A 25,409-nucleotide genomic window follows, 5' to 3' on the forward strand; every position below is an offset into this window, starting at 1 on the left:
CGGCTCGGGGTCAGCCACTTAGGGGGTCACACCGGCTCCCACACCAACCATCATCTACGCCACGTTCGCCACCTCTGCCGTCCCGGTGATATTGCCGGTGAAAGTGACGTAGGCTCAGGGAGTATGGAACGTCACCAGCACATCATTCCGCGCATACGCCTGCAGGCGGGGGACCACGGCGTGGTCGGTGCCGCCCGTTTCTACACCGACGTCTTCCGCCCCTTCGAGGAGGCGGGCCTGGAGCTCGGCGCGGCCGGGGTGGTGGGGACCGACGACGGGGTGGAACTGGCCGTCGCAGGTCTCCGACTCCACCTCACCGACGCCGCAGACAGCCCCGACGGGGCACCGGTCACACCGGCGACGAACTTCCTGGTGAACATCGACCCGGTGTTCTTCGGCTGGTCCGTGGACGGCAGCGAGGACGATCGCCGTGCTGCCTCGGCCCGGGCCCGGGCAGTCCTGGACACAGTCTGGGAAGGACTTGTCGCTGACGGGGCGACGGTGCTGATGCCTCTGGGGGAATACCCGTTCAGTGCCCGCTACGGGTGGGTGCAGGACCAGTTCGGGATGAGCTGGCAACTCATGCTCACCGATCCCGCTGGTGCACCCCGACCGGCCCTGATCCCGTCCTTCCTGTTCTGTGGCGCAGCACAGAACCAGGCGGGCGAGGCGGTGGAGACCTGGACGCGGGTCTTCGGTGAGGTCTTCGACGGTGACACCTCCGGACGGTCCCGCCCGGGGGCACTGGCCACCTACCGTGAGGACACCGGACCGGCCGTGTCAGGATCGGTGATGTTCAGCGACGCGCAGTTGGCGGGCGTCTGGGTGTCAGCGATGGACTCCGGTGCGGAGCAGCCCTTCACCTTCACCGACGCCATGACATTCCGGGTCTCCTGCGACACCCCCGTGCAGGCGGAGATGCTACGACGTGAGCTCGGTCTCGACGGTGCGGGCCTGGACCGCTTCGGGGTGAGGTGGGAACCGGTCCTGTCCGACGGCTGAGACGACTGAGATGGACGACTGAGACGGCTGGGAGGCCCGCAGCGTCACCGCACCGGCAGCGGTGAGGCCAGGTAGTCGGCGCCGAGCAACGTGTCGTCCGCTCCGAAGTGCAGTACCCACACGCTGCCCTTCTTCGTGCGCAGATCCTCGATCTCGAAGCCGGCGTCCTCCGCCAGCCCGGCGACGACGGTGGGAATGATCTCCCCCTGTGAGCACACCACGCTCACCGGGGCGGAACTGGCCTGGACCAGTGCCTCCATGACCGTACGGGCGGAGTGCTGCAGCGCGGAATCGCCGAGGTTGACATCGGTCTCGATCTCGAGGCCGAGCTGGTCCGCCGTCGGTTCCACCGTGGCACGGCACCGCTCGGGCGCTGCGGTGAACACGGATTTCGGCTGGTACCCCTCCAGCACCGTGGGAAGGGCGGCGGCCTGGCGGTGCCCCTTCTTCGTCAGCGGGCGGAGAGCGTCGTCCTCTTCCCAGTTCTCCCGGGACATCGCCTTGGCGTGACGCACGTAGAGCACCCGCCGGGTGCACCCCAGTGAGAGCACCTCCTCGGCGGCCGCGATGACATCCCGGTCCGCGTCGTGGCTGACCTTCGCCTTGGCCTCGTCGGGGGAGAGCCAGCTCAACTCGTCGACCTCGTTGTTGTCCTGGAAACGGCCGTCGGTGACCTCGGCGGTCCAGTAGTAGACGACCTTGGTCTTGCTGCCGAGCGGGTAGTGGATGTAACCGAGGAGCCATCCCAGGGTAGGGGTGTACCCGGTTTCCTCGGCGATCTCCCGGGTGGCGGTGGCGACCAAGTTCTCGCCGGGGTCGACCTTGCCTTTCGGCAGGGACCAGTCGTCGTAGTGGGGACGGTGGATCACGGCGATCTCGATCGCGGCACCGTCACCGTTGCCGCCGCCGGCGGTTTCCGGGGTGCCGGGCCCGGCGGGGCTCGTGCGGCGCCACAGGACGGCGCCGGCGGCGAAGACGGGACGCTCGAACTCATCGGCAGGTGTGCTGCCGATCCGGGCGACATGGCCGACCGGGGCGTCACCCGTCCCGGCGGTCTGATCGTACGTCTCCTTGTCGAGGTTTCTCGATGCCAGGGAGGTTGACAGGTCTCCGGTGCCGGTGTGGCTGATCAAGGGGGGACGCCTTCCCGAGCACACCGGTCCGGTCGAGCCGTCACCACGGACCGGGTGCGTCATGGTTCAATGTTGGGGAGCAGAAGTGCCGGAACTTTTTCCGTCCACCAGCGTAGCGGTGATGGTCGCGGAGAACGTAATAGACGAGACAGAGGAGCGCACAAGAATGGTTCGCGTAGCGGTGATGGGGTCGGGCTCCTGGGGGACGACGGTGGCCAAGGTCTGTGCCGACACCGAGATCGGGGTGCGCCCGGCACCGACAGGGTCCGCGGCCAGCCCGTCGGTGACATTGTGGGCTCGGCGGGCGGAGATCGCCGCGGAGATCAACGACGAGCACCGGAACTCGACCTACCTTCCCGGGACCGTCCTGCCGTCGTCGGTCACCGCCACGACGGACCCCGCTGCGGCGCTCGACGGCGTTGACGTCGTCTTCCTCGGTGTTCCGTCACAGTCCCTGCGGGAGAACCTGGAGCGGTGGCGCGACCTCATTCCGCAAGAGGCCACCCTCGTCAGCCTCGCGAAAGGCATCGAGCACTCGACAGGTAGACGCATGAGCGAGGTCATCGCGGAGGTGGCAGAGGTCGACCCCGGACGTGTCGCGGTGCTGTCGGGGCCCAACCTGGCTGTCGAGGTCGCCCAGCAGCAGCCCGCGGCGAGTGTGGTCGCCTGCACCGACGACCGTCGTGCACGGCTGGTGCAGTCCGCGCTGGCCACCGACTACTTCCGTCCGTACACCAACGACGACGTCATCGGCTGCGAGGTCGGTGGTACCTGCAAGAACGTCATCGCCCTGGCCTGCGGCATGGCCGCGGGGATGGGGATGGGCCACAACACCATCGCCACGGTGATCACCCGCGGGCTCACGGAGATCACCCGGCTGACCGTGGCGCTCGGCGGACAGGAACGGTCCATGGCGGGCCTGGCGGGCATGGGCGACCTGGTGGCGACGTGTAACTCGCCGCTGTCACGCAACCGCACCTTCGGTGAGCGTCTCGGCATGGGCGAGTCACTGGAGCAGGCCAGTGGTGCGACCAAGGGGCAGGTCGCCGAGGGCGTGATCTCGAGCATGTCCGTCGCCGAACTGGCGGAGGCACACGGGGTGGAGATGCCGATCACCCGGGAAGTTGTCCGGGTGTGCCATCACGGCGGGGACGTGCAGACCGCGATCCGGGCCCTGATGGGCCGTATCAAGAAAGCCGAGTGACCCGGGACCCGGGTGCGACCGCTACACTTGGTCCCCGTGAATCTCCCCGTGAATACTCCCGCGACCCCGGCCGGCGACACCCCCGCAGGACACAACCGCACCACGGTGGCGGTGCTCTACGGAGGCCAGAACACCGAACACAGCGTGTCCTGCATCTCCGCCGGTGCGGTGATCTCCCACCTGGATCCCGAGCGGTACACCATCGTGCCGGTGGGAATCACCCGCGACGGGGTCTGGGTCAAGGGGACCACCGACGTGGAGCAGCTGCGTGCCCACGGCCGTGAGCTCCCGGAAGTCTCCCGGGGGCGGGCCGTCACTTTCGACCTGGGAGGGAAACGTGGTGCTCAGCTACGCTTCGGCGACGGTTCCCTGTACGCCGAGGTCGACGTCGTCTTCCCCGTCCTGCACGGCGTCAACGGTGAGGACGGCACCGTCCAGGGGCTGCTGGAGCTGGCGAACGTCCCTTATGTGGGCAACGGTGTCTTCGCCTCGGCGACGTGCATGGACAAGCAGTACACCAAGGCCGTCGCCCGGCATGCCGGGATCCCGGTGGGTGACGAGGTGATCGTCACTGAACGTCGGATCCTCACCGACGACGAGAAAGAGTCGCTGGGTCTGCCGGTGTTCGTCAAACCGGCGCGGGGCGGGTCGTCGATCGGGATCTCGAAGGTCAGTGACTGGGGGGACTTCCCGGCCGCCCTGGAGACCGCCCTGGCCGCAGACAGCAAGGTCCTGGTCGAAGCGATGCTGCAGGGACCGGAGGTCGAGTGCGGCGTTCTGCAGTACCCGGACGGGACGATCCAGGCGTCCTACCCGTCGATGCTGATGGGAACCGAGGACGGGCCCGAGGGGTTCTACGGTTTCGACACGAAATACCTGGACGACATCATCACCTACGAGATTCCCGCGCCACTGCCGGACGACCAGGTCGCCGAGGTCCGTCGTCTCGCCGTGGAGACCTTCCGGGCGCTGGGCTGCTCCGGCCTGGCGCGGGTCGATTTCTTCGTGACACCCGACGGGCCGGTCCTCAACGAGCCGAACACCATGCCCGGCTTCACCCCGATCAGCATGTACCCGAAGATGTTCGCCGCCAGCGGCGTGGACTACGCCGACCTGCTGGACATCCTGATCGCCCAGGCACTGGCGACGTAACGCCGGGGGACACCGTCATGTGGACGGTGCTGGCGGACCCGGGCCCCGTCTACTGTTCGGCGGTGCGCTCCAGGTTGTCGTCGATGGCCTCGGAGACAGCGGTGAGCACGCTGTTTCCGGCGTCCAGCGGCAGGGACACCGCCACGGTATCGGCGTATCCCAGCGCGTACCAGACTCCCGCGGTCGACCCCTCCGCCAGGGCGGTGTCCTCGAACCAGGGGACCTCGTCGATCTGGGTCAGCTGTGCACCGGCTTCGTAGCTGTCCGGAAGTTCCGCACCGCACCGTAGGACGACCGGTTCACGGCCCTCAGCGACCCACACCAGAGAGCCTTCGACTGCGTCGGCGGTCTCCGGGTCCATGGTGTCCGGGTCAAGGCGGCGGTACTCGCCGAGATCCTCCGGCAGCGCGTCCTCCAGTGCCGAGCAGTCGGAGCTGTGTGCGGCGGGCTGGTTGGCCAGGGGGGCATCGCCGGGCGCGGGGGCGTTGTCGCTGTCGCCGTGACGGGCGATGACCTCGCCCAGGTCACTGAGGTCACTGGCGGTGATCCGGCCGTCGGTGGTGACGGCGACCACGGGGGAGTGCCCGACGGAGTACCACGTGGTCAGGTCGGACCCCGGCGTGGCGTCGGCGATCTGCAGCCACTGTTCGCCACCACTGTCCTCGACCGAACTCAGCAGGGTGTACTGGGCGGGGGCGTTGACGCCGCACCGCAGGGAGAGTTCTGTGCCGCCGCTGTCCCGGTAGCCGGCGGTCCCGTCCGGCGCAGGGTCGGCCACGCCGACGTCCCGGTAGTCCCCGAGACGGTCAGGCAGATCGTCGGTGATGTCGGTGCAGACGGACGCGTCGGCGTCTGGTGCATCCACCGGTCCCATGGCCACCGGAGTGTAGACGCTGCGGTCCACCAGGATCTTCGCGCCGACAAGAACGAAGACGACGAACACCACCGCGATCAGCAGTGCCAGGACGGCTCCCCTGCGTCGGACGATTCCGTGTCCGGCGGTGCTGCTACCCTGATCGGTGACCTTAGACCGTGAAGACATGCGGATGATTCTACGGCCCCCGGGGCGAAAGTCCTGATCCCCGGGGGCGGTGGACCGGTTCGCTGTCGGCCAGGCACGGTGCGTGACGATTCGAGGAGACCGATGACGGGAAAGGCACCAGGGAAGCTCACCGTGGCGCAGGCGGGCGAGGCGGCGACCATCGCGGCGATTCGTGAGGCGGCCCCCAGCGAGATCAACGGTGACGATGCGGCGGTGCTCGACCCGGCGCCACCGAACTCCCGCCACCTCGCGACCACGGACGTCCTGGTGGAGGGCGTGCACTTCCGCTTCGACTGGTCCAGCCCGGTCGAGGTCGGTGCGAAGGCGGTGACCCAGAATTTCGCGGACATCCAGGCGATGGGTGGACGGCCGACAGCTGTGCTGATGTCCCTGGCCGCACCTGCGGACCTGGAGCTGGAGATCGTCTCCGAGATCGCCCGTGGAGTCGGGGAATGCGCCGCACCGTGGGCCGTGGAGCTCGTCGGGGGCGACGTGGTCTCCTCGTCTCAGCTCGTGGTGTCGTTGACCGCGATCGGGGTGTTGGCGGGGCCGGATCCGGCAATGACCATTGACGGGGCACTTCCCGGTCACGAGGTGATTGCCAGCGGGGTGATCGGACATGCTGCCGCCGGGGAGGCGATCCTGCGCTACTTCGGCTCGCGGGACGCCGTCCCGGACAACGCTGTGCTGCAGGACCTGGTGCGTCGGCACTGTGCACCGGAACTCGTGGTCGGGAGAGGCTCGGTGGCGCGCGCCGCCGGTGTGTCATCGATGACGGACAACTCCGACGGCCTGCTGCGCGACCTGACGACACTCGCGACCCGTTCGGGGGTCGACCTGGACCTCGACGGGGCTGCCCTGACCCCGGACGCCCAGCTCTACTACGCCGGAGAGGTGCTCGGAGTGGACCCGTGGGAGTGGGTGCTCACCGGCGGTGAGGACCACACCCTGATCGGCACCACCGCGCAGCAGGTGCCGGCCGGGTACCGGACGCTCGGAACGGTGCGTGAGGCCGGGGAGTTACCGACGGTCACCGTGGACGGTCAGCCACCGATCTACACCGGAGGATGGGATTCCCTTGGCTGAATCCGACACCGTCGCCGGGCGGATCCTCGCGACGATCCACCCCTCCTGGCGCAACGTGCTCGACGCCTCGGCCGTGGAGTCCGCGGCGGAGTGGACCGCCGCCAGGCTCGCGGAGGGGGAGCCTGTCCAACCTGCCCCGGAGAACATCTTCCGGGCCTTGTCGCGTCCGGTGTCCGAGACCAGGGTGCTGATCCTCGGACAGGACCCGTACCCCACGCCCGGACATGCGGTGGGACTGTCCTTCGCATCGACACCGCAGACCCGGCCGCTGCCGAAGTCACTGGTGAACATCTACACCGAGTACGAGTCTGACCTGGGTCTGCCCCGGCCGGGGTCAGCTGACCTGTCACCGTGGACAGATGCCGGTGTCATGCTGCTCAACCGGGTGCTCACCGTGCGGGCCGGTGCCGCGAACAGTCACCGGGGCCACGGGTGGGAGGAGATCACCGGGGCGGTGGTGAAACATCTCGCGGAGCGTCCGATGGTCGCCATCCTCTGGGGTAAGCAGGCGCAGGACATGGCCGGTGTGGTCGGCCGTGACCGGTGCATCCTCTCGCCGCACCCGTCACCGCTGTCGGCGTACCGGGGTTTCTTCGGCTCCCGACCGTTCACCAGAGCCAATGAGCTTCTCGAGGCCCAGGGTGCCGCCCCGGTCAACTGGGACCTCTCCGGCCAACGTGACGTCGCTTCCTCCGGCGAGGGGGCGTCATGCTGACGGGAGCGCACGTCGCCTCCTGGGCGGAGCAGGCCGCAGCCGGCCTCGCCCGGCACAAAGACGAGATCAACGAGCTCAATGTCTTTCCGATCCCGGATTCAGACACCGGGTCGAACATGACCGCGACCATGGAGTCGGCGGTCGACCGTATGCACCAGGACCACGGAGACGCGCAGTCCGCTGCCGTGACCCGGACGACTGTCGCCGATATCGCCGGGTCCCTGGCAGCCGGGGCGGTCACCGGTGCCCGTGGTAACTCGGGTCTGGTGCTGAGCCAGTTCCTCCGGGCACTGGCGGATTCTGCCGCGGCCTCGCGCCGGGACGAACTGCCTGTGACGGCGCTCCCCGGAATGCTGCACCGGGCAGAGAAGCTCGTGCGTCGGGCAGTGTCGGTCCCGGTGGAGGGGACGATCATCACGGTTCTGCACGCAGCGGCGGAACAGGCCTCGAAGAGTCTGGAGACCGCCGACACCCAGGAAACGGTCACCGCCGCAGACGTCGTCCGTGCCACCCGTGACGCCGCCATGGAGGCGCTTGCCGCAACCACCTCCCAGCTTCCGGAACTCGCGTCCGCCGGGGTCGTCGATGCCGGCGGACGGGGACTGGTGGTGATCCTGGACGCACTGGTCGATGCGCTGTCCGGGAAGGAACCGGTGCCGTCCGACGGCGGAGACGGTTCCGGCAGGGACGGTGGCGATGCCGGTGAGGATGCCGGTGACGGGCAGGACGCGGGCCGTTCAGGCCGGGCTCCGGTCGCCGAGATCGAGGTCATGTTCACCTACCAGGCCGATGACCGTCAGCTCGATGAACTGCGTGAACAACTCAACCTGCGGGGAAACAGCGTGGTGATCGTCCCCGGAGAGGCCACCGGGACGTGGCGGGTGCATGTGCACACCGCGCACGGCGGCGCCCTGATCGAGTTGGCCTACCGTACCGGTGTGGTCAGTGACCTGGTCCTGGAAGTCTTGCCGGCGGTCAAGGAACCTGAGCCGCCCAGAGCCACGGCCCCTGTCCTGGCGCTGGCTCCGGAGGGCGGCCTGCGCGAGATGTTCGCCAGCGCCGGGGCGACCGCCGGTGACACCCAGACGATCATCGCCGAGTTCGAGCGTCGGGGTACCGGGTGCATTGTGTTGACGAACGGGCAGGACACCACCGAACTCTTCGGTCGTCTGTCCTCCTCGACCGGGGAGGCGACGGTGGTTGACACCGAGTCCTTCGTTGGTGGCCTGGCCGCGCTGGCGGTCTACAGCCCCACCGCCGACCTGGACGAGAACGCCGAGGAAATGGCCGATGCCGTGTCCGCACAGCGGTGGAGGGAGACCGACGGTGGCCCCGGTGCGCTCGGCGCGATCGTTGAAGATCTCCTCGCTGACGGAGGAGAACTCGTCACGGTCCTCTACGACGGGCCCCGGGACGCAGACGAGGGCTCCGCAGACGCCGGTGACTCGGCGGGCGACGGTGACTCTGCGGGCGACGGTGACCCTGTCACCGAACTGGTGGAGTCGCTCCGGTCGCTCCACCCGTCGGTGGAAGTGCACTGCTACCGCGTCCCCGGACTGGGCACCCGTGCACAGGTCGGGGTGGAGTAGATGCTCGGGTGGGACGATCCGCGGCCACTGAGCCTGGTCATCTCCCCGGAGCGGGCGCGCAAACTCGCGGGCAAACCCGGGTTGGAGACGCTCGGACAGGCGCTGATGAACTTTCCGACCGGATATGTCCACACCAGCGGCACCGGGACGATGACCGGCGACGACACCGACCCGGTGCACGGCGGGATCTGGACCGACGCCCTCATCGAGGGAGAGCTCCTCACCTGTCTCGGCGAGGTGACCTGGGCCCAGCTGCAGGATAACCGGGCGAGGAAAGGCCCCCGGGAGATCCTCGCGTTCCGCTTCAGGGTCAACGGCGAGGACTTCTCTTCCGTGCTGTTCGGGGCTGCCCGGAGTCACCAGCCGTTCATCACCGTCGGCGCGAAACTGATGCTCTCCGGCAAACTCAAGCTGTTCCGTGACGAGTGGCAGCTGCGTAACCCGAGCTACATCACCCTGCACCCCGGGCCCGGCCCGGACGGTCAACCGCTAGAGGGCGAAGCCTATGACGCGGCTTTCGGTGCCTTCGGCCCGCTGGAGACCATCGTCGAGGTCGCCGGGGGAATGCGCGCCGCGCAGGAGCTCCTGTCCGTCCCGTGGCTGCCGACCTATCCGCGCAGGAACGGCACCACCGGGGCGGAGGTTCTCGCCGTTACGGGACACGTCCTCGAGGCCATGGGACGCCCGTCGGACATGCTGCCCGCTCCGACGGAGGTCACAGGTGCACCCGCATGGCCAGCGGTCGACGGTGCCCCACTCGTGGACTTCGCCACGGCTCTCCACGACATCCACCGCCCGCCTGAAGACGGGCCGCAGGATGCACGGACCCGACTGATCTTCAATGAGGCACTCGCCCTGCAGCTCGTCATGGCGTTGCGGCGGGCAGACACCACCGCCCGGCAGGGACGTGCGGTCGTCGACATTGATGACGAGTCGCGTTACTCGACCCTGGTCAGAGCCCTTCCTTATGAGCTGACTGAGGCACAGCAGGCGGCGCTCGACACCATCGGGCAGGCGATGGGCACCGATGTCCCGATGAGCATGCTGCTACAGGGGGACGTCGGGTCAGGCAAGACGATTGTCGCCCTGCTGTCGATGCTGCGCGTCGTCGATTCCGGTGCCCAGTGCGCGTTCCTGGCGCCCACGGAAGTGCTGGCGGCACAGCACTACAAGACGCTGACCGGTCTGCTCCAGGGAACCGGGGTGACGGTGTCCCTCCTCACCGGGTCCCAACCGGTGTCCGAGAGACGTGACACACTGCTCGACATCATCTCCGGAACCACCGACATCGTCATCGGCACCCACGCGGTGATCCAGGACGCCGTGGAGTTCTACGACCTGGGCATCGTCGTGGTCGATGAGCAGCACCGCTTCGGTGTGCGGCAACGTGACAAACTACGCGAGGAGTCGCCGGTCGACCGGACCCCGCATCTGCTGGTGATGACCGCGACACCGATACCCCGCACTGTGGCGATGACGATGTTCGGGGATCTGTCGGTGTGCACGCTGGACACGTCCCCGGTCGGACGCGGTGTGGTGCAGTCCCACGTTGTCCCGATGTGGAAACCCGCCTGGGTCGACCGGCTGTTCGCCGTGATCCGGGAGCAGGTCGAGGGTGGGCACCGCGTGTTCATCGTGGTGCCGAAGATCGAAGGCTTCGGTGGAGTCGACAATGTCGCTGACCGACTGGAGGCCGGCCCCCTGCAGGGGCTGAGGATCGGACGTCTCCACGGAAAGATGTCGGAGAAGACCGAGGTCATGGATGACCTGGCCAAAGGTGAAATCGATGTCCTCGTCTCGACCACCGTCGTCGAGGTCGGGGTGGACATCCCCGAAGCGACGGTCATGGTCGTCATGGACGCCGAGAACTTCGGAGTCAGTCAGCTCCACCAGCTACGGGGACGGGTCGGTCGTGGATCGGATGCCTCGTTGTGCTTCCTGACCACGATGATCAACCCGGAGGCGGAGGAGACCACCCCGACGGCCGCGGCATCGTACCGACGGCTGGAGGCTGTCGCCGGGACGACTGACGGTTTCGCCCTGGCGGAACTGGATCTGCAGACCCGTACCGAGGGTGACGTCCTCGGTGAGAGTCAGTCGGGGGCACGGGTGCGCCGCGCCCGGTTGCTCAACCTGGCCACCGACGGTGAGATCGTCGCCGAGGCCCGGCGCTACGCGGAGGACCTCGTTGACTATGACGAGGCACTGGCCAGGGCCCTGGTCGCGGATTTCACCGAAGGCGACCAGGAGTACATCGAGCGGAGCTGACCGGCACGATAGAATCCGGGGCATGGACATTCACGCCCCCTTTGCCGGAATCGTCAGATTCGCTGTCACCGACGGCCAGACCGTCGCCACCGGCGACCGGCTCGCCGTTGTCGAGGCCACCAAACTCGAGAGCGCCGTGGACGCACCGGGCCCCGGTGTCGTGCACCGTGGCGCGGTCGACGATTTCGCCCGCGTCGACGGCGGCGACCTGCTGCTGAGCCTCGGGGAGGACTGATCCCCGGTGACACGCATTATCTCGGGCGCCGCCCGTGGACGGAAGCTCCGTGTACCTGCCGACGTCACACGTCCGACCGCCGACCGCGCCAGGGAAGGCCTCTTCTCTTCCCTGCAGGTTCGTTTCGGGTTCGAGGGGGAGGTCGTCCTGGACCTCTTCGCGGGCTCCGGCGCGCTCGGGCTCGAGGCAGGCTCGCGGGGGGCCGCCGAGGTGACCCTGGTCGACGACAACCACCGGGCCTGTGAGACGATCCGGTCCAATGCTGCCGTGGTGGGTCATCCCAACGTGCACGTCGTTGAATCGAAGGCCTCCAGCTTCCTCGCCACCGCCCCACACAACCGGTTCACCATGGTGCTGGCAGACCCTCCGTACGAGCTCACCGATGAGGCGGTCGACGAGATGGTTGTCGCGCTGGTGCCGACCCTGATGAAGGATGCCGTGGTCGTCGTCGAACGTCATGTCGACTCCGCCGAGGTCACGTGGCCGGACGGCTTCGAGAAGACCAACCAGAAACTCAAGAAGCGCACCTACGGGATCGCCCGCATGGACATGGCCATCTGGCGGGGGACCGCCTGAGGTGCAAGGTAGGATCAACCCCATGCGAGTCTGCTGCCCCGGGTCATTCGACCCCGTCACCAACGGTCACCTCGACATCTTCACGCGTGCTGCGCGGAACTTCGACGAGGTGACTGTCCTGGTCACCTACAATCCGAACAAGTCCGGCCTGTTCACCGCGGAGGAGAGGGTGTCACTGATCCGCGAAGCGCTCGACGCCAGCGGTGCGCCGGAGGCCGGGAGAATAACGGTGGATACCTGGGACCGGCTCCTGGTGGACTACCTCACCGACAACAACATCCCGGCGATGGTCAAGGGACTGCGCAGCTCCCTCGACTACGAGTACGAGTTGCCGATGGCGCAGATGAATCAGCGTCTCTCGGGGGTGGAGACCTTCTTCCTGTTGACGAATCCAGAGTACGGCTACGTCTCCTCGACGATCTGCAAGGAAGTTGCCAAGTACGGCGGTGACGTCAACGGTCTGCTGCCGGAGAACGTCGCCACCGCGGTGGCCACCAGGTACGGCAACTGACAGAGGCTGCGTCGACGCGTCTCGTCCCGGCTCTGCGTGTCACATCCGTACCGTCCGCCACATTTCTGGCATGCTGGGACGCATGTACAAGACTTTCCAGGGCCTCGATGATCTCCAGAACATGGTTGACCAGGCGTACGGCGTTCCCATGACGTCCAACTGCATGGTCCCGCGCCGCGAGGTCCAGGACCTGCTGGACGAGGTCCGCACCGCTATCCCGGTCGAGATGGACGACGCCCAGGACGTCCTCGACCACCGTGACGGCATCATCGCCAACGCTGAGGACGAGGCGGACACCCTGGTCCGCGACGCTGAGGCGCAGCGGGACCGTATCCTCGAGGAGGCACGTCGACAGGCCGAGGACATGGTCAATGACGCTGAGGAACGCGCCCACTCCACGGTGGCACGTGCCGAGTCCGAGGCAGACCGGCTGGTGTCCGACGCCCGCGCCGAGTACGAGCAGACCACCTCACGGGCCGAGGCCGAGGCCGAGCGTCTTGTCACGGCAGGCAACGAATCCTACGACCGGTCAGTCAACGAGGGCATCGCCGAGCAGCAGCGGCTTGTCGGCGAGTCGGAGGTTGTGCGCGTCGCGGAAGAGGAAGCCCGCCGGATCGTCGAGTCGGCACATTCCGACTCTGACCGGCTGCGGCGCGAGTGCGACCACTACGTCGACTCCACGCTCGCCCAGTTCGAGGAGTCGCTCACCGGCACACTGCGCACTGTTTCCCGTGACCGGTCGGCCCTGCGCAAGGGCGCCGGTGTGTCCGGGGTCCGCCACGGCGACAACGGGGGACGGGACACCGCGCGACGGGAGCCGCGCGGCGAGTACCGCGAGGAGTACCGGGACGGCTACCGGGACTGATTCGCACAACCCCCGGTGTCAAGGGTAGAAACATGGTGTGAGTAACGATCCTTTTCTCCTTGATGTCCGAGAGCCGCTCGTGTCCGTGGGCGCGCCGCACCATGTGACAACTTCCGGGGCAGCTCCCGTCCGCCTGGGCGGTGAAATGCTCGGCGTCGCTGAGGGGGCGCCGGTCGAGGTCGTGGCCGACATCACCAACCTGGGGGAGTCGCTGCTGGTGGACGCTACCGCGTATGCGCAGGTCAGCGGCCAGTGTTCCCGGTGTCTCAGCGAGATCAGCCAGGACGTCTCGCTCCATGTCAGTGACGTCTTCGGGACGACACCGGACTTCATCTCCGGTGATGATGCGGAAGACGGCGACGAGCCCCACATGGTGCAGGATGACCGGGTGGACATCACCCAGCTGCTCGTGGACGAGGCAGGGTTGAACCTGCCGTTCAACCCGGTGTGCGAGGACTACGGGCAGTCCTGTTCCGACGCGACCCCGGCACCTGACGGTGTCTCCGGTGAAGAGGAGGTCATCGACCCGCGGTGGGCCGCCCTCGCCGATAAATTCCCCGGTGCGGGGCAGGACACTCCGTCGGATTCGGAAGAGGATGCCTGATGGCACGCAAACGCCGTCTCACCGGTGAGGCAGCACTCGAGGCCGCTTACTCGAAGACCGACCACGCCCCACTACTTGAAGCGTGGGGTGTGGACCTGCCGGACGACATGCTCCGGCTGGCGCTCTCGCACCGCTCCTTCGCCAACGAGAACGGCAACCTGCCCAACAATGAGCGTCTGGAGTTCCTCGGCGACGCCGTGCTGGGGCTGAGTGTGGCCGAACAGCTCTACGTGCAGTTCCCGGAGCGTTCGGAAGCGGACATCTCCAAGATGCGCGCCGGCGTGGTCAACATGTACGCCCTGGCGGACGTTGCCCGCGAACTCGGTATGGGGGACAACATCCTGCTCGGCCGTGGCGAGATGCTCACCGGCGGCAGTGACAAGCACTCGATCCTCGCCGATTCGGTGGAGGCCATGCTCGGCGCGATCTATCTCGTCCACGGTTTCGAGACGGCTCGTCAGGCCGTGCTGCGAATCTTCGAGGACCGCATCACTACGGCACCGTCCACCGGTCTGACGATGGACTGGAAGACCGTGCTGCTGGAGAAGCTCAGCGATCTCCGCGTCTCCGGTGACCCGGTCTACACCTCCGAAGCAGAGGGGCCGGCTCACGACCAGACATTCCATGCCACGGTCACCATCGGTGACACCGTGCGTGGGAAGGGGGCCGGTCACACGAAGAAGGAAGCGGAACACAACGCCGCCCGCGAAGCCTACAAGGCCCTGAGCTGACGCATGCCTGAACTCCCTGAGGTCGAGGTGGTCCGGCGAGGCCTGGCTGAACACATCCTCGGGGCCGAGTTCGAGCATACCGAGGTCCTCCATCCGCGTGCGGTCCGCGGGCAGGACGGTGGGGCCGCAGCGGTCGTCGCGGGATTGAGCGGGGCCCGGGTGGGCGGTGTGTGCCGACGAGGGAAGTACCTGTGGTTGGATCTTGCAGGGCGGGGCAACCTGCTGGTGCACCTGGGCATGTCCGGCCAGATGCTGCTCGGGGAGCCGGGACAGGTCGTGTCGCCGCACGTCCGGATCCGGTCCCGGCTGATGACAGCACGGGAAGAGCCGCTGGAGCTGACGTTCGTGGATCAGCGGACCTTCGGGCGCTGGGAACTGACTGCGGCCGATCCGGTGCCCCATATCGCTCTCGACCCGATGGATCCGGCGTTTGATCCGGTCGAGACGGCCAGGTCGGTACGTCGCCGCCGGTCCGAGATCAAACGGGTCCTGCTCGACCAGACTGTGGTCTCCGGTATCGGCAACATCTACGCGGATGAGGCACTGTGGGCTGCCGGGGTACATCCCCGCAAGCGGGCGAGTGCGATGCGGCAGCAGGACGTCCTGCGGGTGCTCGATGCGGCGCGACAGGTGATGGCACGCGCTCTGGAGGCGGGCGGGACGTCCTTCGACGACCTCTACGTCAACGTCAACGGCGCATCGGGGTACTTCTCCCGGTCTCTGAACGCGTACGGACGGACAGGGGAGCCGTGCCACCGGTGCGGGACGCCGTTGCAAAGGCTCGTCATCGGCGGTCGCTCGTCGCACTTCTGCCCGAGGTGCCAGCGGAAGCGGTGACCAGACGTTCCGACTGGACGAGATCGCGACGCCCTTTGCTGGATACGGCGTCTGAGCCCGTCGTGGGACGCACTGCGAGCTGTACTCGACGGAGACGCGCTCCGGAGCCTGGCTGCGACAGGTGCTTGCCGGTACCCTGGAGACATGCCGAAGACCGTCCTGACGCCCGAGACGCTCGCTCTGCGCGAGCTCATTGAAGCGCGCCGAGACGATTTCCAGGCTCTGCTGGTCAAGTATGGCGCGACCAACCCGAAGCTGTTCGGCTCCGTTGCCTGTGGCACCGCGCACGCCGACTCGGACATCGACATCCTCGTCGAGATGGATCCGGAAGACGGCAATCTCCTCATGCGCGCCTCCGGGCTCATGGAGGAGACCCGCGGGTTGTTTGGCCGTGACGACATCGACGTGTTTCCGGCGCAACTGCTCAAGCGGCCGATCTCGGTCTCGGCCGTCGCTGACCTGGTCGAGCTGTGAGCCGCGACGCCGGCCAGCGCATCGCCGATGTTCTGATGGCCATCGAGCGGTGCCGTCGGTATGTCACCGCCCTTGACGGTGATGGCGATGTCGTGGACATGGCCGAGGATCCGGGGCTTTCGCAACATCCTCGTTCATCAGTACTTCGGGGTCGACGTCGATGTCGTCCGCGATGGTTGTCGACACCCACCTCCCTCCGCTCGCAGAGGCGCTGCGGAGTCACGTCCACGACGACTGAACCGAACCCGTCGCCCCTGATGGCTGGAAACGTGTCCATCACGACGAAGCACTTCAGTGCACCTTGCGTGAGAAGTCGGGATACTTCTCCCGGTCTCTGAACGCGAACGGACGGACAGGGGAGCCGTGCCACCGGTGCGGGACGCCGCTGGTGCGGGAACAGTGGATGAACCGATCCTCGCATTTCTGTCCGGTGTGCCAGACAATGCGCTGAGATGGCACAGAAAGTAAGATTTCGTTATTCCGTAATTACGTAAGTGTGCTATCATTCCGACCATGGCCGATCATGACTCCTTGAATGACAGGGTTTCCCAACTCGAAAGCCGGGTTCGGGATCTGGAACGCGCGCGTGCCGGCAGTAAGCAGGAACCGGGTGAGACCGTAGCACCACAGTCTGGCGCGGTGGGGCCCGATGACAACGAGACGTTCTGGGCACTCAACGGGCTCGTCGAACAGATGGGGCCGTCCGGCGGAGTGGCCTACACCGGCCACGTGACGCCACCAGGCAGCGACTCGCCGGTGTCATGGCAGATGGGGCTGGCGGCCGCTGAGCTCGAGGACGTTGATTTCTCGGGCGCGGCTGAGATTCTCTCTGCTGTCGGTCACCCAGTCCGTCTTTCGCTGCTTCAGGCGATCTACGAGGGGAAGACGACTACTGCCCAGCTCGGCGCTGATGAGCGCTTCGGCACAACGGGCCAGATCTACCACCATCTCCATGCCTTGTCGGGCGCAGGATGGCTGGAAAACGCCCGACGCGGGCACTGGAGGATACCTGCACAGCGGATCATCCCGCTTCTCACCCTCGTCCTCATCGGCATCCACTGATGATTCCGCACTCACCAGGCAAGGAGAAGACAACAATGAAGAAACTGACGGACGACCCGCGGCGCAGCTACCGTACGGACACCGGGGCGATGCAGTCTCCGTACCCGGGGAGCCGGAACTGGCCGCGGAGGTGACGTCATCCGTCGGACCAGGCCCCTGGGGCGGACGCTGCGGTACCGCGTGAGAACTTCGATGATCATGACGACATCGGCTGGGCATGGTTCACGACAACAACCACTCCAGCGGTGACGTGGCATAACGGCGGGACGGACGGTTACCGCTCCTACCTCGGTTTCGACCGGGATTCGGGAGAGGGCATCATCATGTTGTCGGACGCCGCCGTCAGCGTCGACGGAGCAGCCGATGTCATTTCGCAGCCCGAGGGCTCCTAGTCACCACGGCGGCGTGAAGATCCGCAGATTGCCGTCGGAGAGCCACAGTTCACCGTTGATCCACCGCGCGGCGACATCCGACTCATCGACAGGTACCTCCAGCACCACGTCGAGTGTGTCCGGATCGAGCAGCTGATACATGCCGGAGTCATCATCCTCGCTCCACCCCGGGTCAATGGAACTGAGTCGGAAGTGGAAAGCCCCGAACCACGGGCCGACCACCTCGAGCCAGTGATTCGATGCCGGAGCCCAGTACCGCTTGACCACGTCGAGGTTTCTGTCTCGCCGGGTCAGAGTCGTCTCGTCGCTGGTGAATATCCGGCCGTCAGTAACGAACACCTTCCAGCTTTCCAGGCTGTAGGTCTTCTCCGCCCAGTGGACTTCACCGTCGACCGCCCGGCCCAGGTGGTACACCAGCATTCTGGCGTCATCGTCCACCCGTTCATTGAGTACGATGTACCCGCCGTCCGGGTGTTCCTGCACGAAGTCATAGCCGGGCAACGGCATGCTTCCCTCTGGCGCAACCTCGCAAATATCACGGAAGACCTGTTCTTCCCCCTCGGTAGGACGACGCTCACTCCACTGCGTAAGCGGCCTTTCGTCTACAGGTTCTGGGGCGGGTTCGAGGACATCAGTCGTGCCATTGGATATGAGCGGCTGCCATGGTTCAGGCCGTCGGGCCGGCCCGTAGTATCGGTCATCCCAGGAGAAGACCGATGCGTCGAGAACGTCCGGAAAATCCACGTCGACGAGCTCACCGCCGCCGTCGCCGGTGCCCATGGCGAGGACCACACCGGTGACGGCGTCTACGTCGATCCATCGGGCGCGACCGGAGCTGTCCAGGTGGCGTCCAGGCAGACCGGGGATGCGGTAGGCACGCCGGCCCCGGACAGCGACGTCTTCCACCAGCCCGGCAGGGAAGACCTGGTCGAGAATCCGGAGAAGCTGACGTGGGTACAGAAGCCATGTGGCCGGCGTCGTAACGGAGAGGTTCTCCGAACCGTCCACCGGATCACCGTCTGTCATGACCACAGCCCCGTCGTCAGCGTCGAGGAGACGGGGCGTCCCGTCCATCTCAGTCACCTTGCAGCGGTGATGATCCCTGATGAGACGATAGTTCCCGGGGCCGAGGACCAGGCTCGCTATGCGTTCCCCTCCGACCATCCAACCGAACTGGGAACCGTCGAAGTCGCCGTGGAGTACCAGCGTCGCAGTGACCCGCGCTGCTACCTCACTATTCAGGCATATCTGTTCGTTAATATCTTCTTCGGCCAAGATAAAACAGGGTTATTCATCGTCTCTGTTCAGAGTGAACTACACTTACCGGTAGTCCCACGGGCACTTTCGGTGACTCTCTCCGACCCGCGGCCTACACAGTGCCTGGCCGGGTTGATGCAGGGGGACAGTCCTCACTCTCGATCATGATTCCCAGGAGAATTCTGCCGTGCGTTTGCGCCATCGTGTCACTGCCTTTCTCGCCGCCGTTGCGGCCCTGTTCACCGTCGCCACGTCGCCGTCGGTGGCAGGGGAGCTCCCACAGGGCGGCCCGGCAGGATCCTCAGCTTCCTCAGGCTCCCACGGTTCTCTCGGCTCCGGGGCGAGCGCGGCCGGATCCTCGGGTATCCCGTCGCTGGGCGCCCTGTTCCCCCTGGTGAACCCATACTCGGAGAACACTGTCGACAATCTGGTGGCGTTCGGAGACTCATTCACGGCGAACTCACACTGGCTGATCAACAAGCACCCTGCGCTGGGCTTCGCCTACCCGAAACGGGAGGGCTGCTTTGTCGCTCCGGACGCCTGGCCGGCGATCGTCGGACAGGAAACGGGCCGTCCCGTCCAGAACTGGGCGTGCAACGGGCACACCACCGTCGGGATGCTCGACCGCATTGACCGCGCCATCAGCGCCGAGGACATCAATGACACCTCCACGGTGGTGCTGGCGGCCGGGATGAATGACAAACGTCAGGGCTTGTCCGACGAGGTGATCCGGAAGAATCTCGTGACCGGGGTGGAGAAGGTGCGTGCGGTCGCTCCGGGCGCGGAGATCCTGTTGTTGGGTCGACTCTCCACCACCAGTCCTGACGGCATCTACTGCGACCGGAACATCATTCCGAACCTCCCTTTCGGCGAGTCTGACGCGACGACGGCGGCATTTGAGCGGGCCAACCAAGAGAATCACAAGGCCGCGGCGGAAACCGCCAGGGTGCCGTTCATCGATATCCGGGACATGACCGTCAACACCAACTCGACCTGCGCCCGGGACGCCGACCGCTATGTCTCGGGTCACTGGGACCTCACGACGCCCGGGTTCAACATGCGCGCGCACCCGTCCTTCGGGGGCAGTAGGTTCCTCGCGGAGCAGATCATCGCGGCATTCGGCACCGATGGAGCATCTTTCCTGTTGGGTGTCATCGACGACGTCGACCTTGACAACGATCCTGCTCTCGCGGATGTCGCCGAGGAGCTGACCGGGCTGCTGGACGACGGCCGCTGAGCCAGGAAACATCGCCGTAACATGGTGAGCCCGGCAAAGTGATGTGCGACACCTCGGCGCGTGTTGGTGCCGGAGTTTTCCCCACTGCGCAGTAACGTCCGGAAAATGACGGATTTCATCACCTCCATGAACGACGGCGTGTGGAGCGTCGTCGTCTGGGCTCTCGTCGGTGCCGGTCTGTACTTCGGCGTCCGCACGATCCTGGTCCAGCTGCGGTTGTTCCCCCAGATGTTCGGTGCGGTCGCCGAGGCACCCTACGAGGACGACGAGATGCTCAACCGCGATCCCGAAGCGGCAGAGAAGAAGGGCATCTCCCCGTTCAAGGCCTTCACTATCTCGGCTGCATCGCGGGTGGGCACGGGTAACGTCGCCGGAGTCGCGGTGGCCATCACCCTCGGTGGGCCCGGGGCAGTGTTCTGGATGTGGATCATCGCGATCCTCGGCGGTGCCACGTCGTTCGTCGAAGCCACACTCGCACAGCTCTACAAGACCCGCGACTACGAGAACAACGCCTATCGTGGAGGACCGGCGTACTACATCACCCGCGGCCTGAACAAACCCGTCCTGGCCGTCATCTTCGGTATCGTCATCACGCTCACCTTCGGGTTCATCAACAACGCCCTGCAGACCAACTCGATCGTCGAGTCCGTGGGGCGCTCTGCCGACAACGACGGCCTGACCCTCAAGATCATCATCGGTCTGGCAGTCGCGGCGCTCACCGCCGTCATCGTCTTCGGCGGCGTGCAACGCATCGCGTCCGTCACCCAGGTGATCGTTCCGTTCATGGCAGTGATCTACATCGGGCTCGGGGTCATCGTGGTGCTGATGAACCTCTCCGAGATCCCCGGTGTCATCGCCCAGATCGTCGGTCACGCCCTCGGGTTCCGGGAGGTCGCCGGTGCAGCCGTCGGCGCTGCTTTCATGAACGGGATGCGTAGGGGTCTGTTCTCGAATGAGGCAGGCCAGGGGTCGGCACCGAACGCCGCGGGCACCGCGGCGGTCTCTCACCCTGTCAAGCAGGGCCTTGTCCAGACCCTCGGTGTCTACTTCGACACCCTGGTCGTCTGTTCGGTCACGGCCTTCATCATTCTGCTGTCCAACCCTCCGTTCGGCGAGGACATCCAGGGCGCCAGCCTCACCCAGGACTCGGTCGCCGCGCAGATCGGCGACTGGGGAATCCACGTGGTCACCTTCATCCTGTTCTTCCTGGCGTTCTCCTCGGTGATCGGCAACTACTACCTCGCGCAGTCGAACGTCGAGTACTTCACGAAGAATCCGGCGGTCATGTTCTGCTTCCGTCTCCTCGTGGTCGTCTGCGTCTTCCTTGGCGCCATCGTCAACCTGCCGGTCATCTGGGCGTTGGCCGACACCTTCACTGCGATCATGGTCGTGGTGAACCTGTGTGCCATCGTCCCGTTGTGCCCGATCGCGCTGAAGCTGCTGCGCAACTACACCGACCAGAAGAAGCAGGGACTGGACCCTGTCTTCCGGCGCAGTATGCTGCCCGAGTTGAAGAACATCGAATGCTGGGACGACAAGGACGACACCTTCGATGCTGTTCCGGCGCGGACGCTCCGCGGCTAAACTGGCCCCATGAGTGACTCAGAGGTACCGACCACCCGATTGACCGCGTGGGTCCACGGTCACGTCCAGGGCGTCGGCTTCCGGTGGAAGACCCGGACGAAAGCTCTTGAACTCGGCCTGGTCGGTTTCGCCTCCAACTACCCGGACGGGCGTGTGCTGGTGGTCGCCGAAGGATCGGAGGACGCCACGGCCGCGTTAGTGGCGTGGCTGCGTTCGGGTGAGACCCCGGGACACGTGGACCAGGTGGTGGACTCGGTGACGGGACCGCGTGGCGAGTACACCGGGTTCGAGACCCGCTGAGGTAAAATCCACGCCCATGCACCTCAAGTCGTTGACCCTGAAGGGTTTCAAGTCCTTCGCGTCGGCGACGACCCTCAAACTCGAACCGGGTATCTGTGCGGTCGTCGGGCCGAACGGGTCGGGGAAGTCGAACGTCGTCGACGCCCTCGCCTGGGTGATGGGGGAGCAGGGGGCGAAGACCCTGCGCGGCGGCAAGATGGAGGACGTCATCTTCGCCGGCGCCGGCGACCGTAAGGCGCTGGGGCGCGCCGAGGTCACCCTCACGATCGACAACGCCGACGGTGCGCTTCCCATCGACTACACCGAAGTGTCGGTGACCCGCCGTATGTTCCGTGACGGCGCCAGCGAGTACGAGATCAACGGCACCAAAGCCCGGTTGATGGACATCCAGGAATTGCTGTCGGACTCCGGCATCGGCCGCGAGATGCACGTGATCGTGGGACAGGGGCGCCTGGCCCAGATCCTGGAGTCGCGGCCCGAGGAGCGGCGCGCCTACATTGAAGAGGCCGCCGGGGTGCTCAAACACCGGCGACGCAAGGAGAAGGCACAGCGTAAGCTCGTCTCGATGCAGGGCAACCTGGACCGGTTGCATGATCTCACCGACGAACTGTCCAAACAGCTCAAACCACTCGCACGACAGGCCGAGGCGGCCCAGCGTGCCGAGCAGGTGCAGGCCACCATCCGGTCGAACCGGCTGCTGCTGACGGCCGACAAGGTCCGTCATCTCTCTGATGAACTCAACGACGCCGATGCCCAGGCGAAGGTCCTGGAGTCCGACATCGCCGAGCTCAAGGAGGCACTCGAGGAGCACACCGGCGAACTGGCGGTGACCGAGGAGGAACTACGCACCGCCCTCGAGGAAGCGGAGGCGGCGAAGTCGCTGTGGTTCCGCTTGTCGACGATCGCCGAGAAGAACGCCGCAACCCTGAGGATCGCCTCCGACCGTGCCGAGGACTCCGGCGCAGACACCACATGGACAGGGCAGGACCCCGACGAACTGACCGCCCGTGCAGAACAGGCCGACGAAGAGCAGGCGGTGCTCGACGAGGAGGTCGAGGTCGCCACGGAGCGGTTGGAGAGCATCCGCGACGATGTCGCGGCCCGGGACGAGGCGGCGCGTGAGGCTGAACAGGAGCATCTCGCGCAGGTTCGGGCGATTGCCGACCGTCGGGAAGGCATCGTCCGTCTCCTGGCACAGCAGGAGGCGGTGGATCAGCGTCGCAGCGCGGCAGCCGAGGAGATCGACCGCCTCCAGCAGTCCGTCGAGGAACAGCGCGAAGCACTGGAGGCCACCACCGGCTCAGAGGAAGCCGATGCCGCCGACGCACTCGCCGAACTGCAGAATCAGGGTTCGGGCCTGGAAGACGCCGCTGCCCGGGCCGCCGAGGAGTCCACCGGTGCGGAACGACGCGTGGCTGAACTCCGCGCCGCTGAGCGCGACCTGGAGCGCACCGTCGCGTCCCTGGAGGCGTCAGTGGAGGCGTGGCGTGACCGACTGCGTCCGTCGGACGGGGCGGCGGTGGCGGTGCGCGCCGCCGAGGAACGGGGAATGGAGGCGCTCCAGCCCCTCGCCGAGCTGCTGACCGTGCGCGACGGGTGGGAGAAGGCGGTGGCCGCCGTCCTGCCGGCCGGACTCGCCGGCGAGAACTCAGAGGCACTCGACACCCTGGTTGACGCGCTCGTCGACGCGGCGGAGGGGCGAACCGTCCTGCTGGCCGGGGACGGTGCCGGCACGACCGCGGAGTCATGGCGTCTGGACCGTGGCGCGGGTGGCCCCGGAACCCCGTCCACCGACTGGCTCCTCGACCACATCGACATCGCCGATGCGGTTGTTCCTGCGGTCACCGCCCTGCTTGTCGACGTTGTCACCGTCTCCGACGTGGAGGAGGGGCGCAGGACGGTCTCGGCCGATGAGCGGCTCCGCGCGGTCACTCCCGCCGGAGTGGTCGTCGGTGCAGGATGGGTAGCGGCCGGGTCGGGTGGCACGACGCCGGTCGAGTTGTCCACCCGGATCGACCAGGCCGCTGCCGATATCAGCGCACGCACGGCCGAGTTGGCTGATCTGCAGGCGACTCTCAGCGGTGCTGAGCAGGCTGCGGAGGAACTGCGCACCGCGGCAGCCGGGGCGACGGCAGCCGTGCGGGACCACCGCACCAGGCTCACTGCCGCCCGGCAACGAGTGGATGCGGCCGAACGCACCGCAGGTCAGGCGCGTCGACTCCTGGACAAGGCGGTGGCCCAGCGTGATGAGGCGGAGAAACGGCGTGACGCCCTCGCCGTCGAGGCCGACGAGATCGCCGACCGGCTCGCCCGCCTGGACGCTGACGGCGACGAGGAGGGAAGCGGTGCTGAGCCGTCCACCGCCGAGCGCGACGCCACCGCCCAGGCACTCACTCAGGCCCGTGCCATGGAGATGGAGGCACGACTCGCACTGCGTACCGCGGAAGAACGTGCCGGCAACCACCGGGGGCGTGCCGAGGGGTTACGGCGCCAGGCACGTCAGGAGACCGCGGCCAGGGAAGAGTTCAACCGCGCCGCCGCGAAGCGACGGGCCGCCCGGGAACGCGCCCGCGTCGTCGCTGAGCAGGCGCGACGAGTGGACGTACGCATCCGGGACGCCCTGGACCGCGCCGAGGGAACCCGCGCCCGCACCGACGAGGCACACCGCCAATGGCAGGCGGCACTGAACGAACGCAAGGACAAGGTCAACACCCTGACACTGCGCCTCAACCACCTGACCAACACCGCACACTCCGCTGAGATCGCCCGCAGCCAGGCGCAGCTGCGCATCGAACAGGCGCTGGAGCAGGCCATGGACCAGCTCGGGATGACCGCCGCCCAACTGCTGGAGGAGGCCCCCGGAGACGACTTCGACCGAGATGCCGCCACCCGGGACCTCAAAGCCGCGGAAAAGTCACTGCGCTCCCTGGGCAAAGTCAATCCGCTGGCCCTGGAGGAGTATTCGGCACTCGAGGAACGTCACCGCTTCCTGGCCACCCAGCTCGACGACGTCGAGAAGGCCCGGGACGACCTCGAGGGGGTGATCAGAGACGTCGACGACACGATCCTCGCCCTGTTCACCGACGCCTGGAACGACGTCGAGGACGAGTTCCCCCGCGTGTTCAACACACTTTTCCCCGGCGGTGCCGGCCGACTGGTTCTCACCGAACCGGATGACATGCTCACCACCGGCATCGAGGTCGAGGCCCGACCGCCGGGCAAGAAGGTCAAGAGGCTCTCACTGCTTTCCGGCGGGGAGAAGTCCCTCACCGCGCTGGCGCTGCTCGTCGCGATCTTCCGGGCCCGCCCCAGCCCCTTCTACGTCATGGACGAGGTGGAGGCCGCGCTGGACGACGTGAACCTGCGTCGGCTCATCGCACTGTTCGAGGAACTCCGCGAGGATTCCCAGCTCATCGTGATCACGCACCAGAAGCCGACCATGGACGTGGCCAACGTCCTCTACGGGGTCACGATGCGTGGTGACGGGGTCACCAGGGTCATCTCGCAACGCATGGACCCCAAGCCAGCCGAACCCGCCGACCCCTCCTAGAAT

The 25,409-nt window shown here is 66.6% G+C and carries 25 protein-coding genes and 1 pseudogene; 23 read left to right on the plus strand and 3 right to left on the minus strand.

Features of this window, described 5'->3' with window-relative positions; all coding sequences use genetic code 11:
- The first annotated feature begins 123 nt into the window (after positions 1 to 123).
- Positions 124 to 1,002, plus strand: coding sequence for a VOC family protein (locus FS507_RS14890; RefSeq protein WP_145943569.1), 879 nt, complete (start codon positions 124 to 126; stop codon positions 1,000 to 1,002).
- 44 nt (positions 1,003 to 1,046) lie between these two features.
- On the opposite strand, the gene FS507_RS14895 is transcribed toward FS507_RS14890, so the two are convergent.
- Complete coding sequence (locus tag FS507_RS14895; RefSeq protein ID WP_145943600.1) at positions 1,047 to 2,135, minus strand: NUDIX hydrolase; 1,089 nt, start codon at positions 2,133 to 2,135, stop codon at positions 1,047 to 1,049.
- 166 nt (positions 2,136 to 2,301) lie between these two features.
- On the opposite strand from FS507_RS14895, the gene FS507_RS14900 reads away from it, so the two are divergent.
- Positions 2,302 to 3,339 (plus strand): NAD(P)H-dependent glycerol-3-phosphate dehydrogenase, encoded by a 1,038-nt coding sequence (locus FS507_RS14900; protein ID WP_145943570.1) that lies wholly within the window; start codon positions 2,302 to 2,304, stop codon positions 3,337 to 3,339.
- A 36-nt stretch (positions 3,340 to 3,375) separates the two neighbouring features.
- Positions 3,376 to 4,491, plus strand: a complete 1,116-nt coding sequence (locus FS507_RS14905; protein WP_313958081.1) for a D-alanine--D-alanine ligase family protein — start codon at positions 3,376 to 3,378, stop codon at positions 4,489 to 4,491.
- 49 nt (positions 4,492 to 4,540) lie between these two features.
- On the opposite strand, the gene FS507_RS14910 is transcribed toward FS507_RS14905, so the two are convergent.
- Positions 4,541 to 5,533 carry a DUF3515 domain-containing protein gene (locus FS507_RS14910; protein ID WP_145943571.1) on the minus strand — a complete coding sequence of 331 codons (993 nt, stop codon included), beginning with the start codon at positions 5,531 to 5,533 and terminating at the stop codon, positions 4,541 to 4,543.
- 102 nt (positions 5,534 to 5,635) lie between these two features.
- Between FS507_RS14910 and FS507_RS14915 the strand changes: the two genes are divergently transcribed.
- The 16 genes and pseudogenes from FS507_RS14915 to FS507_RS17700 all read left to right on the plus strand — a co-directional run bounded on the left by FS507_RS14915 (position 5,636) and on the right by FS507_RS17700 (position 17,478).
- On the plus strand, positions 5,636 to 6,619 hold the full coding sequence (locus tag FS507_RS14915) for a thiamine-phosphate kinase (RefSeq protein WP_145943572.1): 984 nt from the start codon (positions 5,636 to 5,638) through the stop codon (positions 6,617 to 6,619).
- Complete coding sequence (locus FS507_RS14920) at positions 6,612 to 7,334, plus strand: uracil-DNA glycosylase (RefSeq protein ID WP_145943573.1); 723 nt, start codon at positions 6,612 to 6,614, stop codon at positions 7,332 to 7,334. The genes FS507_RS14915 and FS507_RS14920 overlap by 8 nt, the downstream gene beginning before the upstream one ends.
- Positions 7,328 to 8,923 carry a DAK2 domain-containing protein gene (locus tag FS507_RS14925; RefSeq protein ID WP_145943574.1) on the plus strand — a complete coding sequence of 532 codons (1,596 nt, stop codon included), beginning with the start codon at positions 7,328 to 7,330 and terminating at the stop codon, positions 8,921 to 8,923. Before FS507_RS14920 ends, FS507_RS14925 begins: the two co-directional genes overlap by 7 nt.
- On the plus strand, positions 8,924 to 11,191 hold the full coding sequence (locus FS507_RS14930) for an ATP-dependent DNA helicase RecG (protein ID WP_145943575.1): 2,268 nt from the start codon (positions 8,924 to 8,926) through the stop codon (positions 11,189 to 11,191).
- Positions 11,192 to 11,213: 22 nt separating this feature from the next.
- A complete protein-coding gene (locus tag FS507_RS14935) occupies positions 11,214 to 11,426 on the plus strand; it encodes a biotin/lipoyl-containing protein (RefSeq protein ID WP_145943576.1) in 213 nt (70 codons plus the stop codon).
- Positions 11,427 to 11,432: 6 nt separating this feature from the next.
- The gene (locus FS507_RS14940) at positions 11,433 to 12,002 is read left to right on the plus strand and encodes an RsmD family RNA methyltransferase (RefSeq protein WP_145943577.1); all 570 of its coding nucleotides are present in this window, start codon (positions 11,433 to 11,435) and stop codon (positions 12,000 to 12,002) included.
- 22 nt (positions 12,003 to 12,024) lie between these two features.
- Positions 12,025 to 12,513, plus strand: a complete 489-nt coding sequence (coaD, locus tag FS507_RS14945) for a pantetheine-phosphate adenylyltransferase (protein ID WP_145943578.1) — start codon at positions 12,025 to 12,027, stop codon at positions 12,511 to 12,513.
- Between the two features lie 82 nt (positions 12,514 to 12,595).
- On the plus strand, positions 12,596 to 13,378 hold the full coding sequence (locus tag FS507_RS14950; RefSeq protein ID WP_038551875.1) for an ATP synthase F0 subunit B: 783 nt from the start codon (positions 12,596 to 12,598) through the stop codon (positions 13,376 to 13,378).
- Between the two features lie 37 nt (positions 13,379 to 13,415).
- A complete protein-coding gene (locus FS507_RS14955) occupies positions 13,416 to 13,982 on the plus strand; it encodes a YceD family protein (protein WP_145943579.1) in 567 nt (188 codons plus the stop codon).
- Positions 13,982 to 14,713, plus strand: a complete 732-nt coding sequence (gene rnc, locus FS507_RS14960; protein ID WP_145943580.1) for a ribonuclease III — start codon at positions 13,982 to 13,984, stop codon at positions 14,711 to 14,713. Before FS507_RS14955 ends, rnc begins: the two co-directional genes overlap by 1 nt.
- Positions 14,714 to 14,716: 3 nt before the next feature.
- The gene (gene mutM, locus FS507_RS14965) at positions 14,717 to 15,550 is read left to right on the plus strand and encodes a bifunctional DNA-formamidopyrimidine glycosylase/DNA-(apurinic or apyrimidinic site) lyase (protein ID WP_145943581.1); all 834 of its coding nucleotides are present in this window, start codon (positions 14,717 to 14,719) and stop codon (positions 15,548 to 15,550) included.
- Positions 15,551 to 15,694: 144 nt separating this feature from the next.
- The gene (locus FS507_RS14970; protein WP_145943582.1) at positions 15,695 to 16,024 is read left to right on the plus strand and encodes a nucleotidyltransferase family protein; all 330 of its coding nucleotides are present in this window, start codon (positions 15,695 to 15,697) and stop codon (positions 16,022 to 16,024) included.
- 87 nt (positions 16,025 to 16,111) lie between these two features.
- Positions 16,112 to 16,282, plus strand: coding sequence for a DUF86 domain-containing protein (locus tag FS507_RS18550; protein ID WP_260853545.1), 171 nt, complete (start codon positions 16,112 to 16,114; stop codon positions 16,280 to 16,282).
- Between the two features lie 52 nt (positions 16,283 to 16,334).
- Positions 16,335 to 16,475, plus strand: a pseudogene (locus FS507_RS14980) (zinc finger domain-containing protein); the annotation flags it as partial.
- Between the two features lie 62 nt (positions 16,476 to 16,537).
- Positions 16,538 to 17,086: an ArsR/SmtB family transcription factor gene (locus FS507_RS14985; RefSeq protein WP_145943583.1), complete on the plus strand. Its 549-nt coding sequence runs from the start codon at positions 16,538 to 16,540 to the stop codon at positions 17,084 to 17,086.
- Positions 17,087 to 17,331: 245 nt separating this feature from the next.
- A complete protein-coding gene (locus FS507_RS17700; RefSeq protein ID WP_186314716.1) occupies positions 17,332 to 17,478 on the plus strand; it encodes a hypothetical protein in 147 nt (48 codons plus the stop codon).
- On the opposite strand, the gene FS507_RS14990 is transcribed toward FS507_RS17700, so the two are convergent.
- Positions 17,479 to 18,753 carry a hypothetical protein gene (locus FS507_RS14990; RefSeq protein ID WP_260853537.1) on the minus strand — a complete coding sequence of 425 codons (1,275 nt, stop codon included), beginning with the start codon at positions 18,751 to 18,753 and terminating at the stop codon, positions 17,479 to 17,481.
- Positions 18,754 to 18,922: 169 nt separating this feature from the next.
- On the opposite strand from FS507_RS14990, the gene FS507_RS14995 reads away from it, so the two are divergent.
- The 4 genes from FS507_RS14995 to smc all read left to right on the plus strand — a co-directional run bounded on the left by FS507_RS14995 (position 18,923) and on the right by smc (position 25,406).
- Entirely contained in the window at positions 18,923 to 19,972 is a 1,050-nt protein-coding gene (locus tag FS507_RS14995; protein WP_145943584.1) for an SGNH/GDSL hydrolase family protein, read from the plus strand.
- A 105-nt stretch (positions 19,973 to 20,077) separates the two neighbouring features.
- Entirely contained in the window at positions 20,078 to 21,556 is a 1,479-nt protein-coding gene (locus tag FS507_RS15000) for an alanine/glycine:cation symporter family protein (protein ID WP_145943585.1), read from the plus strand.
- 9 nt (positions 21,557 to 21,565) lie between these two features.
- Positions 21,566 to 21,856: an acylphosphatase gene (locus tag FS507_RS15005; protein WP_145943586.1), complete on the plus strand. Its 291-nt coding sequence runs from the start codon at positions 21,566 to 21,568 to the stop codon at positions 21,854 to 21,856.
- A 16-nt stretch (positions 21,857 to 21,872) separates the two neighbouring features.
- Positions 21,873 to 25,406 carry a chromosome segregation protein SMC gene (gene smc / locus FS507_RS15010; protein ID WP_145943587.1) on the plus strand — a complete coding sequence of 1,178 codons (3,534 nt, stop codon included), beginning with the start codon at positions 21,873 to 21,875 and terminating at the stop codon, positions 25,404 to 25,406.
- Positions 25,407 to 25,409: the final 3 nt, after the last annotated feature.

It is taken from the genome of Corynebacterium glyciniphilum AJ 3170 (assembly GCF_007673095.1).
In the GTDB taxonomy this organism is placed as follows: Bacteria; Actinomycetota; Actinomycetes; order Mycobacteriales; family Mycobacteriaceae; genus Corynebacterium.

Coding starts and splice junctions, on each gene's coding strand:
- FS507_RS14890 (WP_145943569.1), top strand. CDS start 124: ATGGAACGTCACCAGCACATCATTCCGCGCATACGCCTGCAGGCGGGG.
- FS507_RS14900 (WP_145943570.1), top strand. CDS start 2,302: ATGGTTCGCGTAGCGGTGATGGGGTCGGGCTCCTGGGGGACGACGGTG.
- FS507_RS14910 (WP_145943571.1), bottom strand. CDS start 5,533: ATGTCTTCACGGTCTAAGGTCACCGATCAGGGTAGCAGCACCGCCGGA.
- FS507_RS14915 (WP_145943572.1), top strand. CDS start 5,636: ATGACGGGAAAGGCACCAGGGAAGCTCACCGTGGCGCAGGCGGGCGAG.
- FS507_RS14925 (WP_145943574.1), top strand. CDS start 7,328: ATGCTGACGGGAGCGCACGTCGCCTCCTGGGCGGAGCAGGCCGCAGCC.
- FS507_RS14930 (WP_145943575.1), top strand. CDS start 8,924: ATGCTCGGGTGGGACGATCCGCGGCCACTGAGCCTGGTCATCTCCCCG.
- FS507_RS14935 (WP_145943576.1), top strand. CDS start 11,214: ATGGACATTCACGCCCCCTTTGCCGGAATCGTCAGATTCGCTGTCACC.
- coaD (WP_145943578.1), top strand. CDS start 12,025: ATGCGAGTCTGCTGCCCCGGGTCATTCGACCCCGTCACCAACGGTCAC.
- FS507_RS14950 (WP_038551875.1), top strand. CDS start 12,596: ATGTACAAGACTTTCCAGGGCCTCGATGATCTCCAGAACATGGTTGAC.
- rnc (WP_145943580.1), top strand. CDS start 13,982: ATGGCACGCAAACGCCGTCTCACCGGTGAGGCAGCACTCGAGGCCGCT.
- mutM (WP_145943581.1), top strand. CDS start 14,717: ATGCCTGAACTCCCTGAGGTCGAGGTGGTCCGGCGAGGCCTGGCTGAA.
- FS507_RS14970 (WP_145943582.1), top strand. CDS start 15,695: ATGCCGAAGACCGTCCTGACGCCCGAGACGCTCGCTCTGCGCGAGCTC.
- FS507_RS18550 (WP_260853545.1), top strand. CDS start 16,112: ATGTCGTGGACATGGCCGAGGATCCGGGGCTTTCGCAACATCCTCGTT.
- FS507_RS14985 (WP_145943583.1), top strand. CDS start 16,538: ATGGCCGATCATGACTCCTTGAATGACAGGGTTTCCCAACTCGAAAGC.
- FS507_RS15000 (WP_145943585.1), top strand. CDS start 20,078: ATGACGGATTTCATCACCTCCATGAACGACGGCGTGTGGAGCGTCGTC.
- FS507_RS15005 (WP_145943586.1), top strand. CDS start 21,566: ATGAGTGACTCAGAGGTACCGACCACCCGATTGACCGCGTGGGTCCAC.
- smc (WP_145943587.1), top strand. CDS start 21,873: ATGCACCTCAAGTCGTTGACCCTGAAGGGTTTCAAGTCCTTCGCGTCG.